This window comes from Arsenicicoccus cauae (genome assembly GCF_009707125.1).
Classification (GTDB): domain Bacteria; phylum Actinomycetota; class Actinomycetes; order Actinomycetales; family Dermatophilaceae; genus Arsenicicoccus; species Arsenicicoccus cauae.
This window is the reverse complement of sequence record NZ_WLVL01000006.1, coordinates 22,614-34,812: the sequence shown is the minus strand read 5'-3', so window position 1 is coordinate 34,812 and position 12,199 is coordinate 22,614. Positions and strand designations below refer to the sequence as shown.

Sequence of the window (12,199 nt, the reverse complement as noted above, 5' to 3'; positions counted from 1 at the left end):
CGGCCGTCGTTCGCCAGGCCGATGCCCCCACCCCCGGCGGGTCTGAGCCCCGCACCCAGCGTCCCGTCATACGGCATCGAGCAAAGGACCACTCCCCATGACCACCCGCATCACCCACCTGATCGGCCACTCCTCGTGGGAGGGCACGGCCGAGCGCACCTCCGAGGTCTACAACCCCGCCACCGGCGAGGTCACCGGCACCCTCGACCTGGCCAGCAAGGCGCTCGTCGACGAGGTCGTCGCCCAGGCCGCCGAGGCCGCCAAGGAGTGGGGTCAGACCTCCATCGCCAGGCGCACCCGGGTGCTGTTCGCCTTCCGCGAGCTGCTGGAGTCGCGCAAGGGCGAGATCGCCAAGGCCATCGTCGCCGAGCACGGCAAGACCTATCCGGACGCCGTCGGCGAGATCAACCGCGGCCTCGAGGTCGTCGAGTTCGCCTGCGGGATCGGGCACATCACCAAGGGTGGCTACTCCGAGAACGTCTCCACCCAGATCGACGCGTACTCGATCCTGCAGCCCCTCGGCGTCGTCGGTGTCATCAGCCCGTTCAACTTCCCGGCCATGGTGCCGCTGTGGTTCGTGCCCGTCGCGGTCGCGTGCGGCAACGCCGTCGTCATCAAGCCGTCGGAGAAGGACCCCACCGCCGTGAACCTCATCGCCGACCTGTGGCGCGAGGCCGGCCTGCCCGACCGCGTCATGAACGTCGTCCACGGCGACAAGGAGGCCGTCGACGCGCTCCTGGACAACCCGCAGGTCAAGTCCATCTCGTTCGTCGGGTCCACGCCGATCGCGCGCTACGTCTACGAGCGGGGCGTCATGGCGGGCAAGCGCGTCCAGGCCCTCGGCGGCGCCAAGAACCACATGCTCGTGCTCCCCGACGCCGACCTCGACCTGGCGGCCGACGCCGCGGTCAACGCCGGCTTCGGTGCGGCCGGGGAGCGCTGCATGGCGATCTCCGCGCTGCTGGCGGTCGACTCCGTGGCGGACGAGCTCATCGCCAAGATCACCGAGCGGATGGCGCAGCTCACGACCGGTGAGGGCAACGGCGAGGGCGTCGACATGGGGCCGCTCGTCACCAAGGCGCACCTGGACAAGGTCCGCGGCTATGTCGACGCGGGGGTGTCAGAGGGCGCCGAGCTCGTCGTCGACGGCCGCTCGGGCGAGTGGGTCGGGGGCACTCCCGACGGCTTCTTCCTGCTGCCGACGCTCTTCGACAAGGTCACGCCGCCGATGTCCATCTACACCGACGAGATCTTCGGGCCGGTCCTGTCGGTCGTGCGGGTCGGCTCGTATGACGAGGGCCTGCGGCTCATCAACGACAACCCGTTCGGCAACGGCACGACGATCTTCACCAATGACGGCGGCGCGGCGCGGCGGTTCCAGAACGAGGTGCAGGTCGGCATGGTCGGCATCAACGTGCCGATCCCGACGCCGATGGCCTACTACTCCTTCGGTGGGTGGAAGAACTCGCTGTTCGGCGACACGCACGCGCACGGCATGGAGGGCGTGCACTTCTTCACCAAGACCAAGGCGGTCACGGCGCGCTGGCTCGACCCGTCGCACGGCGGCCTCAACCTCGGCTTCCCCCAGAACGACTGACCTACCGGGGGCCGGGGCATCCGCCGGCCTTCGTCCAGCAGGCTGATGGGACCAAGGCCGGCTGATCGTGCCCCGAGTGCCGTATGCCGAGGCGCCCGACCCCACGCGGGGCCGGGCGCCTCGCGCTGGTGCGGGTCTGGTGGTGGCTGCGTCTGGCGTTGCCCCAGCATCGGGCCGCCCCATCGATGGGGGCGGGGCGCGAGGCGGTGTGGACCGCAGATCGGGGCGGTTCGGGTGGTCAGGGCCACCAGACCCGCCCCGACCTGCCGGTCAGACGAGGAGCTTCTCGACATACTCCCGGTTGATGCGGGCCGCGTCCTTGGGGTGCTTGTGCGTGGTGTCCTGCTCGAGCACGATCCACCCGTCGTAGCCGCGCTGTCGCAGCCACCGCACGACGCCGGCGATGTCGACGAGGCCGTCCCCGAGCTCGGGAAAGATGATGCCGCGCAACGCGTCGCCGAAGCTCCACCGCTCGGCCTGGGCGCGGCGCAGCACCTCGGGGTCGACGTCCTTGAGGTGGACGTGCGCGACGCGGTCGCCATAGGTCGGCAGGAAGTCGAGCGCATCACCGCCGCCGTACTTGAGGTGGCCCACGTCGAGGCACCAGCCGACCTTGGCGGGATCCGTCTCGTCGAGGAAGCGTCGCGTCTCGGCGGCCGTCTCGACATACGTCCCGACGTGGTTGTGCAGGACGACGCGCATGCCCATGGGCTCCAGCAGGTCCGCGAGGTGGGCGAGGCCGTCGGCGAGGTTGCGCCACTGCTCGTCGGTCAGGCCGCGGGACTCGTCGACGTGGCCGGCCTCGGCATCGCGGCGCTCGTCCCCGAGCTCTGCGGCCACCAGGATCGACCCGCCGGCAGCCCGGACGCGCTCGGCGACGGCCAGGGCGGCGGCGTCGGCCTCGTCCCAGCGCTCGCGGTCGCGGTAGCCCAGGCGCACGAACGCCCCCACCATCTGCAGCCCCCGTCGTGACATCTCGGCGCGGACCACGGCGGGGTCGTCCGGCATACCCGGCCCCCACTCCGTCGCGGTGTAGCCCGCCTCGACCATCTCGTCCATCATCGGGCCAGGCGCTGTGTAGGGCCGGAAGTCGGGGATGTCCCCGTTGTTCCAGTTGCAGGGGGCGGTGGCGATCCTCATCGATGCGCTCCTCGGTCGGTCGGGTCGGTCTGGTCGGCTCGGGTCGGCTCGGTCTGACGACCAGGCCGTACGACAAGTTTGCTCTGACATACTGACATGACGGGCGCGCCGGGTCGACGGGACCCCCGAGATTCGCCGGGGGCGGGATCATCGACCTGGCGAACGAAGGCCGGTCGATGCCCCTACCCCCGGCGGGATCATCGACCTGGCGAACGAACCCCGGCTGATGCCCTTACCCCCGGCGGGATCATCGACCTGGCGAACGAAGGCCGGTCGATGCCCTTACCCCCGGTTAGGGTTTGATCTATTGACAGGACATAGGGCCCTGGCTAGCGTGGCGAGTACGGGGGCGAGACGATGCCCGCGTCGACGACGACACGAGACCGAGGACCGCTCATGGCCGAGAACCCGTCCCGCACCGACCGGTCGCGCAACACCGCAAACCCGCGCTACGCCAGGCTCACGATCGGCGTCTGCCCCGACCAGTGGGGCGTGTGGTTCCCGCAGGACCCGCAGCAGATCCCGTGGCAGCAGGCTCTCGACGAGATGGCGGAGGCCGGCTTCAGCGTCATGGAGACCGGTCCGTTCGGCTACTTCCCGACCGAGCCCAAGCGTCTCGCGGACGAGATGGCCCAGCGCGGCTTCCGCGTCGTCGCCGGCACCGGCTGGGGGATCCTGCACCAGGCCGAGGCCTGGGCCGACACCGAACGCACCTTCCGCGCGATCGGAGAGACCCACGCCGCGGTCGGCGCGGAGTACGTCGTCCACCTGCCCCCGATGTTCCGCGACGAGAAGACCGGTGACTTCACCGACGAGCGCACCCTCACGGGCGAGGCGTGGGACCTCTACGTCACCAACGCCGACCGCCTCGGCCGGATGATGAAGGAGGACTACGGCCTGCGGATGGTCCTGCACCCGCACGGCGACTCCCACATCGAGACGCCGGAGGACATCGACCGCATCTTCTCCGCGACCGACCCGAGCTACGTGGGCTTCTGCCTCGACACCGGGCACATCGTCTACGGCCAGGGCGACTGCGTGGACCTGATCGACCGCTATCCCGAGCGGATCGACTACGTCCACATCAAGGCGATGGACCCAGAGCTGGTCAAGCAGGCCCACGACGACGACTGGCCGTTCGTGGCGGCGGTCCACAAGGGCGTGTCGGTGGCGCCGCCGGCGGGCGAGCCGCACATGCCCACCCTGATCGACGCGCTCGCCCGCCTCGACAAGGACCTCTACGTCATCTGCGAGCAGGACATGTACGGCTGCGACCCGTCCTACCCGCTCCCCAACGCGATCCGCACCCGCGAGTACCTCGCGTCCTGCGGCCTCGGCCTGAAGTAGTCGACGTAGTCGACGAGACCTGAAGCACTCGAAGGGACAAGCAAGCTCATGACTGTGCGCATCGGCATGATCGGCCCCGGCGGCATGGGGCAGGCCCACATCGACCGGATCCGCAGCGTCATCGCGGGCGGCGAGGTCGTGGCGGTCTCGGACATCGCGGAGGACAACGTCAGGACCGTGTCGGACACGTATGGCGTCAAGGGGTACACCGACAGCGCCGAGCTCATCGCGGACCCCGACGTCGACGCGGTGATGATCTGCTCGTTCGGACCGGCGCACGAGGCCGACATCATCGCGTGCATCGAGGCCGGCAAGCGCGTCTTCTGCGAGAAGCCCATGACCCCCGACGCCCAGGGTGCCCTCAACGTCATGGAGGCCGAGCAGCGGGCCGGGCGCAAGCTCGTGACGGTGGGCTTCATGCGGCGCTTCGACGAGTCCTACCGCCAGATGAAGGCGATCCTCGACTCCGGCGAGGTCGGCGAGACGCTGATCATCCACAACCGGCACCGCAACCCCACGGTGCCTGCGCGCTACACGTGGGACATGGCGATCAACGACACCGGGATCCACGAGATCGACACCATGCGCTGGCTCACCGGCGAGGAGATCGTGCGGGTGCGCGTGGACACCCCGAAGAAGACGAGCAAGCGGTTCGAGCACCTGCAGGACCCGTTGATCCTCATCATGCACACCGAGTCGGGGATCTGGATCGACGACGAGATCTTCGTCAACAACCAGCACTCCTACGACATCCAGTGCGAGGCCGTGGCCGAGTCGGGCACGATCCGCCTCTCGGACCAGCACCTGATCGAGCGCACCGGCACGGTCGGCCGCTGCAACGCGCTGACGATGGACCACAACGAGCGCTTCGGCGGGGCCTTCGTCCGCGAGGTGCAGGAGTGGATCACCGCGGTCTCCCGGGACGAGCACACGGGGTCCAGCGCGTGGGACGGCTACGCGGCGGCGTGCGTGTGCGACGCCGGCGTGCGGGCCCTCACCGAGGATGGGGAGGTCGACGTCGAGATGATCGACAAGCCCGCCCTCTACGCCTGACCGCCACGCGTTCGTCATACGGCCACGACCTCTGGGAGACAACGATGGTCAAGATCCTGCTCGACCCGTCCATGTATCACCCTCAGCTCACCGTCGCCGAGGAGTGCCGCAAGGCCGCGGACCTCGGCTACGAGTTCATCGAGCTGTCGCCGCGGGCGGACTTCCACGAGTGGCACCACTACCCGAAGGTCGACGACGCCGAGATCGCCAAGGTCAGGCGGGCGATGGCCGAGACGGGCGTGCGGATCTGGAGCTTCAACCCGGTCTACAACTGGTCGGCGCCGGACGAGCAGGACCGTCAGCACGCGGTGCGCTGCCTGCGCCGGCTGCTCCAGATCGCCGACGACCTCGAGGTCCCGATGATCGCGACCGAGCTGTCCGGCGACCCGAACGACCCGCTGCGCAGCGAGGCTCAGCTCTACAGGAGCATCGAGGAGCTGATCCCCGACTTCGATCGGCACGGCATCGAGTGCACGATCGAGGCGCACCCCTACGACTTCGTCGAGACCAACGACCGCGCCGTCCAGATCGTCCGCGGCGTCAACAAGCCGTGGTTCAACTACGAGTTCTGCTGCCCGCACATGTTCCACCTGTCCCAGGGGTCGGGCGACGCGCGGGCGATGATGGCGTATGCCGGGGACCGGTTGCGGCACGTGCACCTCGCCGACGTCTACAACCACCTGGCCAACGTCGGCAACCGCTACATCGTCAACCCGCCCGGCGTCGACGCGCGGATCCACCAGCACAACGAGATCGGCAACGGCGAGGTGCCGTGGGACGAGGTCTTCGGCTACCTGCGCGAGACCCGTTATGACGGGCCGGTGTCCGTGTGCGTCTTTGGCTGGGAGGAAGACATGGACGCCATCCACGTGCGGATGCGCGAGCGGATCGAGCAGGAGCTGGGCGCGTGAGGGCGATGCGTGAGCTGGGGGTCGGGGTCATCAGCTTCGGGTGGATGGGGCGGCTGCACACCCGCGCCTATGCCTCCCTGCCCGAGCGCTATCCCGAGCTGCGGGTCCGCCCGCGGCTCGTCGCGGTCGCCGACCCCGTGGCCGGGGCGCGGGAGGCCGCCGTCGAGCAGTTCGGCTTCGCCGAGGCGTATGCCGACCACCGCGACCTGCTGGCCGACCCCGCCGTCGAGGCGGTGTCGATCTGCGCGCCCAACTACCTGCACCGCGAGATCGCGCTGGCCGCGGTGGCGGCGGGCAAGCCCTTCTGGATCGAGAAGCCGATGGGGGTCTCGGCGCACGAGTCGCGCGAGATCGCCTGCGCCGCAGCGGAGGCCGGGCTCGTGACCGGGGTGGGGTTCAACTATCGCCAGGCGCCGGGGGTGCAGTTCGCGCGGCAGCTGATCCGCGACGGCCGGCTGGGGCGGGTCACCAACGTGCGCGTGTGGCTGATCGCGGACTACGCGAGCGACCCGGACGGGCCGCTGACCTGGCGCTATGACCGCGAGCGCGCGGGGGCCGGCGTCGTCGGCGATCTCCTGTCCCACGGCATCGACCTCGCGCAGTTCCTCGTCGGCCGGGTCGCCGAGGTCGCCGCCCTGACCGACACCTTCATCACCGACCGCCCCATCCCGCTGGAGCAGGGAGTCGGCCACGCCAAGGTGCGGGTCTCGGACGAGCGTGGCCCGGTCGGCAACGAGGACTACGTCGGCATGCTCGCCCGCTTCGACTCGGGGGTGGTCGGCACGCTCGAGGCATCCCGCGTGGCGCGCGGCCCGCGGGCGGAGTACGTCGTGGAGGTCTACGGCACCGGCGGGTCCGTGCGCTGGAGCTTCGAGGACATGTCCAAGGTGCAGGTGCTGCTCGGCGACGGCGGGGACGTGCACGGCTACACCACCGTCATGGCCGGGCCGCAGCACGGCGAGTACGCCCGCTTCCAGCCGGGGCCGGGCCAGAACCTCTCCTTCGACGACCTCAAGGTCGTGGAGGGGCGGGACTTCGTGCAGTCGGTGCTGACGGGCGAGCAGGTCGCCCCCTCCGCGGCGGACGCCTGGTCGGCGGCCGAGGTCGACGAGGCGGTCGTCCGGGCTGCGGCGAGCCGCGCGTGGGAGCCGGTCCCGCAGGTGAGCGGGCGGACGACATACGACGCCTGATGCCGTGAGCCCCCTCCCCGGCCGGGAGAGGGGGCTCACGAGAGCTAGCCCGGTCAGGCGCGGCTGAGCTCGCGAGCGTTCCAGGTGAGGAACGCCGCGACGGTGCCGGCGAGCGGCAGCAGGGCGCTGAGCAGGATCGGCGCGGAGGCGAGGACGCCCCCGACGACGGTCAGGACGACGGCCAGAGCAGCCAGCAGCGCGGCCTGCACGGCGAGGGTGCGGTGGGTCGGCGCCTGCGTGGTGCGGGCGTCGGCGACGTGGGTGGTGGTCATGGTTCCTTCTCTCGGGGTGGGGTCGCCCTCAGGCGCGAAAGACGCCCTGATAGCTCGCGACGCCCGCCAGGACCACCGTGCCCGCGGCGGGCACGATGGCGGCGACCAGCAGGTGGGGGGACGCGAGCAGCGTCCCGGCGACCACGAGGGCGATGGTGATCAGGGTCAGGGTGACGGCCAGGCTCAGGGCGGGGCGGGTGGCGGCCACGGCCTCGGCGTCGATCTGCGCGGGGGCCGCCAGGTCGGTCAGGTGGCGGGGCAACTCATCCTGCTCTCCGCCGCGCACGGGCGGATCCCGGCGGGGCCGCCCTGCACGGCCATCGTGGGGTGCCAGCTCATGTGCTGACATATATAAGTGTACGCACGAGCCTCCGGGCTTGGCAAACGTATGACGAATGAGTAAGGGTCACGGGCCGCGCCGTCCCGGTCTGGTCAAGACGTGTAAATGTCCGGACAAAGTCTTGACGTGACCCCGGTCGCTCGGTGAAGGTGGTCCCAGCCCGGGCGAGCCCTCGCCCACGTCTCAAAGGAGAGGCATGCGCATCGCAGTCATCGGAGTCGGCCGCATCGGCCGCCTCCATGCCGAGAACCTGCGCGACCTCCCCGAGGTCGGCGAGGTGGTCGTCTCGGACGCGGTCCCCGGGGTCGCGCAGGCGGTGGCCGACGAGCTGCAGGTGTCGGTGGCCGACGACCTCGGCTCCGTCCTTCGGTCAGGGGTCGACGGCTGCGTCATCGCGTCCGCGACCACCGCCCACGCCGAGCAGCTCGAGACCGTGATGCGTGCGGGCGTGCCGGCATTCTGCGAGAAGCCGGTCGCGCGTGACCTCGCTGGCGCCGTGGCCCTGGCCGGGCTCGAGCGCGAGACGGGCGTGCCGGTGCAGGTGGGTTTCCAGCGGCGGTTCGACGCGGGCTACCGCCGCGTGCGGGACGCCGTCGCGGGCGGCGAGCTGGGCACCGTGCACCTCGTCCGGGCGATCACCCACGACCAGGCCCCGCCCCCCGCGGCCTACCTGCCCGTCTCCGGCGGGATCTTTCGCGACTGCTCGATCCACGACCTCGACGTCGTCCGGTTCGTCACCGGCCAGGAGGCCGTGACGGTCAGCGCCGCCGGGGGCAACAAGGGCGACAGGTCCTTCGTCGACGCCGACGACGTCGACACGGCCGCGGCCATCCTCACGATGGCGGACGGCACGCTCGCCTTGCTGTCGGCCACGCGCTACAACGGCGCGGGGCACGACGTCCGCCTGGAGGTCACCGGCAGCAGGGGCGCGATGGCGGTGGGTCTGGACCAGTCCCTCGCCCTGGACTCCGCCGAGCCGGGGGTCACCCTCACCCACGGTCCGCGGCACTGGTCCTTCCTCGATCGCTTCCGGCCGGCCTACGCCGCCGAGCTGGAGGCCTTCGTCGCTTCGATCGGCGGCGCGCCGTCACCCTGCACCGCTCGGGACGGCCTCGAGGCGCAGCGGCTCGCAGAGGCCTGCGACCTCTCCCGCCGCCGTGGCGCACCCGTCCGTCTCGAGGAGATCCTCGACGCGAGATGACGACTCGCCAACGGTTCTCCCGACCCGCCACCACCGACACCCCGACCGGCAGGACAAACGCTTAGTTTGTCAGCAACCACATCACCAGCCAGGAGCACGCTGCTCCGCCGCACGAGAGGCACCACGATGAACCGCACCGTCACCACCACCCTCGCCCTGGCGCTCGCCACCTCGACCGCCCTCACCATGGCGGCCTGCAGCTCGACCGGCGGCAAGCAGACCACCGAATCGGCCGCCGGGGGCGCGGCCAAGGCCAAGACGATGACCGTCGCGATGGTCACCCACGCCGCCGCCGGCGACACCTTCTGGGACCTCGTACGCAAGGGTGCCGAGGACGCCGCAGCCAACGACGGCGTGACCCTGACCTACACCTCCGACCCGGACGGCGCCAACCAGGCCAACCTCGTCAAGCAGGCCGTGGACAAGAAGGTCGACGGCATCGCCGTCACCCTCGCCAAGCCCGAGGCCATGGCCGGCAACGTCAAGGCCGCCACCGACGCCAAGATCCCGGTCGTCGCCCTCAACGCCGGCAGCGACGCGTGGAAGGCCATGGGCGTCACCAGCTTCTTCGGCCAGGACGAGAAGGTCGCCGGCCAGGCCGCGGGCGAACGGCTCACCAAGGAGGGTGGCAAGAAGGTGCTCTGCGTGATCCAGGAGCAGGGCCACGTTGGTCTGGAGGCTCGCTGCGACGGAGTCAAGGCCGGCTTCCCCCAGACCGAGAAGCTCTACGTGAACGGCACCGACATGGGTGACGTCCAGTCAAAGGTCACCGCCAAGCTCCAGCAGGACAAGGACGTCTCGCACGTCATGATGCTCGGCGCACCGTTCGCCATGACGGCGATCAAGTCGATCGAGGAGTCCGGCAGCCAGTCCAAGCTCGTGACCTTCGACATGAACAAGGACATCGTCGCCCAGATCAAGGCCAACAAGGTTGTCTGGGCCGTCGACCAGCAGCCCTACCTGCAGGGCTACCTCGCGGTCGACTCGCTGTGGCTGCACAAGACGAACGGCAACGAGATCGGCGGCGGCCAGGCCGTCCTGACAGGGCCGTCCTTCGTGGACAGCAGCAACGTCGCCGCCGTCGAGAAGTTCGCCGCCAACGGGAAGCGCTGACCATGTCGACCTCCACCACCACTCCCTCTACGGCACCCGAGCCGGCGACACAGGCACCGGCCGGCGACGACCGCGTCGCGCGCCGGTCCCCAGTCAACCTGCTGCTCCGCCGCCCCGAGATCGGCTCCCTCATCGGTGCCCTCGCCGTGTTCGCGCTGTTCGTGGCCATCGCACCGGCCTTCCGCAACATCAGCAACGTCGGCACCATCCTCTACGGCTCCGCCACGATCGGGATCATGGCCGTGGGCGTCGCCGTCCTCATGATCGGCGGCGAGTTCGACCTGTCCACCGGCGTCGCCGCCACGACCTCCGGGCTCACCGCGGCCCTGGCCTCGTGGAACTTCGGCCTCAACGTGTGGGTCGGCGTGATCCTCGCGCTCGTCATCTCCCTGGCGATCGGCGCCTTCAACGGCTGGCTGCTGATGCGGACGGGCCTGCCGAGCTTCCTGGTCACCCTCGGCACCTTCTTCGTGCTGCAGGGCGCCAACCTCGGCATCACCCGACTGGTCACCGGCAACGTCGCCTCGACGTCGATCACCGACATGCAGGGATGGGACTCCGCCAAGGCGGTGTTCGCCACGACCTTCACGATCGGCACGGTCAGCATCAAGATGCTGGTGCTGTTCTGGATCGTGCTGACCGCGATCGCGGCGTACGTGCTGCTCCGCACCCGCGTCGGCAACTGGATCTTCGCCGTCGGCGGCGACGCCGCCGCGGCCCGCGCCGTCGGTGTCCCCGTGACCGCGGTCAAGATCGGGATGTTCATGTTCGTCGGGTTCTGCGCCTGGATGCTCGGCATGCACCTGCTGTTCGAGTACTCCGTGGTGCAGTCCGGCGAGGGCGTCGGCAAGGAGTTCATCTTCATCATCGCCGCGGTGGTCGGCGGCTGCCTGCTCACCGGCGGCTACGGCTCCGTGGTCGGGGCCGCTATCGGCGCGCTGGTGTTCGGCATGACCCAGCTGGGCATCAACTACGCCAACTGGAACCCGGACTGGTTCCGGACCTTCCTCGGGGTGCTGCTGCTCGTGGCGACCTTGGTCAACATGTACGTCAAGAGAAGGGCGGACGCGGCATGAGCGCGACCAAGACCGCGCCGACGCACGAGGGTGGCCCCACCACGGCCATCCTGGAGATGCGTGACTGCGGCAAGAGCTATGGCAACATCCAGGCGCTGCGCGGCGTCTCGATGTCCGTCCGGCAGGGCAAGGTCACCTGCGTCCTCGGCGACAACGGCGCCGGCAAGTCCACGCTCATCAAGATCATGGCGGGGCTGCACGACTACAACGCCGGCGAGATGTACGTCAACGGCGAGGAGCGGCACTTCTCGTCGCCGCGCGAGTCCCTCGGCAGCGGCATCGCCACCGTCTACCAGGACCTCGCGCTCGCCCCGCTGATGTCGGTGTGGCGCAACTTCTTCCTCGGCAACGAGGTCAAGAAGGGGCTCTTCGGGATGGACATCGCCACCATGAAGCGGGTCTGCGGCGAGGAGCTCACCAAGATGGGGATCGTCATCCCCGACCTGGACCGCCCCATCGGCAGCCTCTCCGGCGGTCAGAAGCAGTGCATCGCGATCGCCCGCGCGATCTACTTCGGCGCCAAGGTGATCATCCTCGACGAGCCCACCGCGGCGCTCGGCGTCAAGCAGTCCGGCGTGGTGCTGAAGTACATCATGAAGGCGCGGGACGCCGGCCTCGGCGTCGTCTTCATCACCCACAACCCGCACCACGCCTACCTCGTCGGCAACCACTTCGTCATCCTCAAGCTCGGGCGCGTGGTCCTGGACGCCCACCGTGACGAGGTCTCGTTGGACGAGCTGACCGAGGAGATGGCGGGCGGCAAGGAGCTCGCCGACCTGTCGCACGAGCTGCGCGCCGCGGATCCCGGCAAGGTCGTCGACCCCAGCACCGTCGAGCACGGCTCGATCGACGCACCCACCGTGGACCTCCCCAAGGTCCGCGACTAGGGCTCCCAGGCAGCCCGCCTCGTCCCGCCCGTCCCCTCGTTGAGAGGCGACACATGGGGGTTATCCGCACCC

General features: G+C 69.8%; 12 protein-coding genes. 9 read left to right on the top strand and 3 right to left on the bottom strand.

The window, feature by feature from the left end:
- The first annotated feature begins 97 nt into the window (after nt 1–97).
- A complete protein-coding gene (locus GGG17_RS01710) occupies nt 98–1,597 on the top strand; it encodes a CoA-acylating methylmalonate-semialdehyde dehydrogenase (RefSeq protein WP_154592078.1) in 1,500 nt (499 codons plus the stop codon).
- 270 nt (nt 1,598–1,867) lie between these two features.
- Here GGG17_RS01710 and GGG17_RS01705 read toward each other — a convergent pair whose 3' ends face one another.
- Entirely contained in the window at nt 1,868–2,737 is an 870-nt protein-coding gene (locus GGG17_RS01705; protein ID WP_154592077.1) for a TIM barrel protein, read from the bottom strand.
- A gap of 396 nt (nt 2,738–3,133) precedes the next feature.
- On the opposite strand from GGG17_RS01705, the gene GGG17_RS01700 reads away from it, so the two are divergent.
- Genes GGG17_RS01700 through GGG17_RS01685 form a run of 4 tightly spaced genes read left to right on the top strand, consistent with a single transcriptional unit; the run spans nt 3,134 to nt 7,238 of the window.
- Entirely contained in the window at nt 3,134–4,084 is a 951-nt protein-coding gene (locus tag GGG17_RS01700; RefSeq protein WP_154592076.1) for a TIM barrel protein, read from the top strand.
- A gap of 48 nt (nt 4,085–4,132) precedes the next feature.
- Nucleotides 4,133–5,137, top strand: a complete 1,005-nt coding sequence (locus GGG17_RS01695) for a Gfo/Idh/MocA family protein (RefSeq protein ID WP_154592075.1) — start codon at nt 4,133–4,135, stop codon at nt 5,135–5,137.
- A 44-nt stretch (nt 5,138–5,181) separates the two neighbouring features.
- Nucleotides 5,182–6,048: a sugar phosphate isomerase/epimerase family protein gene (locus tag GGG17_RS01690; protein ID WP_154592074.1), complete on the top strand. Its 867-nt coding sequence runs from the start codon at nt 5,182–5,184 to the stop codon at nt 6,046–6,048.
- A 5-nt stretch (nt 6,049–6,053) separates the two neighbouring features.
- Nucleotides 6,054–7,238 (top strand): Gfo/Idh/MocA family protein, encoded by a 1,185-nt coding sequence (locus GGG17_RS01685; RefSeq protein ID WP_154592140.1) that lies wholly within the window; start codon nt 6,054–6,056, stop codon nt 7,236–7,238.
- 53 nt (nt 7,239–7,291) lie between these two features.
- Here GGG17_RS01685 and GGG17_RS01680 read toward each other — a convergent pair whose 3' ends face one another.
- Nucleotides 7,292–7,510 carry a hypothetical protein gene (locus GGG17_RS01680; protein WP_154592073.1) on the bottom strand — a complete coding sequence of 73 codons (219 nt, stop codon included), beginning with the start codon at nt 7,508–7,510 and terminating at the stop codon, nt 7,292–7,294.
- Nucleotides 7,511–7,538: 28 nt separating this feature from the next.
- A complete protein-coding gene (locus GGG17_RS01675; RefSeq protein ID WP_154592072.1) occupies nt 7,539–7,772 on the bottom strand; it encodes a hypothetical protein in 234 nt (77 codons plus the stop codon).
- Nucleotides 7,773–8,046: 274 nt separating this feature from the next.
- Between GGG17_RS01675 and GGG17_RS01670 the strand changes: the two genes are divergently transcribed.
- The 4 genes from GGG17_RS01670 to GGG17_RS01655 all read left to right on the top strand — a co-directional run bounded on the left by GGG17_RS01670 (nt 8,047) and on the right by GGG17_RS01655 (nt 12,127).
- Nucleotides 8,047–9,051 carry a Gfo/Idh/MocA family protein gene (locus tag GGG17_RS01670; RefSeq protein ID WP_154592071.1) on the top strand — a complete coding sequence of 335 codons (1,005 nt, stop codon included), beginning with the start codon at nt 8,047–8,049 and terminating at the stop codon, nt 9,049–9,051.
- Nucleotides 9,052–9,177: 126 nt separating this feature from the next.
- Nucleotides 9,178–10,164 carry a sugar ABC transporter substrate-binding protein gene (locus tag GGG17_RS01665; protein WP_154592070.1) on the top strand — a complete coding sequence of 329 codons (987 nt, stop codon included), beginning with the start codon at nt 9,178–9,180 and terminating at the stop codon, nt 10,162–10,164.
- A gap of 2 nt (nt 10,165–10,166) precedes the next feature.
- The gene (locus GGG17_RS01660; protein WP_154592069.1) at nt 10,167–11,240 is read left to right on the top strand and encodes an ABC transporter permease; all 1,074 of its coding nucleotides are present in this window, start codon (nt 10,167–10,169) and stop codon (nt 11,238–11,240) included.
- Nucleotides 11,237–12,127, top strand: a complete 891-nt coding sequence (locus tag GGG17_RS01655; RefSeq protein WP_154592068.1) for an ATP-binding cassette domain-containing protein — start codon at nt 11,237–11,239, stop codon at nt 12,125–12,127. The genes GGG17_RS01660 and GGG17_RS01655 overlap by 4 nt, the downstream gene beginning before the upstream one ends.
- The last annotated feature ends 72 nt before the right edge of the window (nt 12,128–12,199 follow it).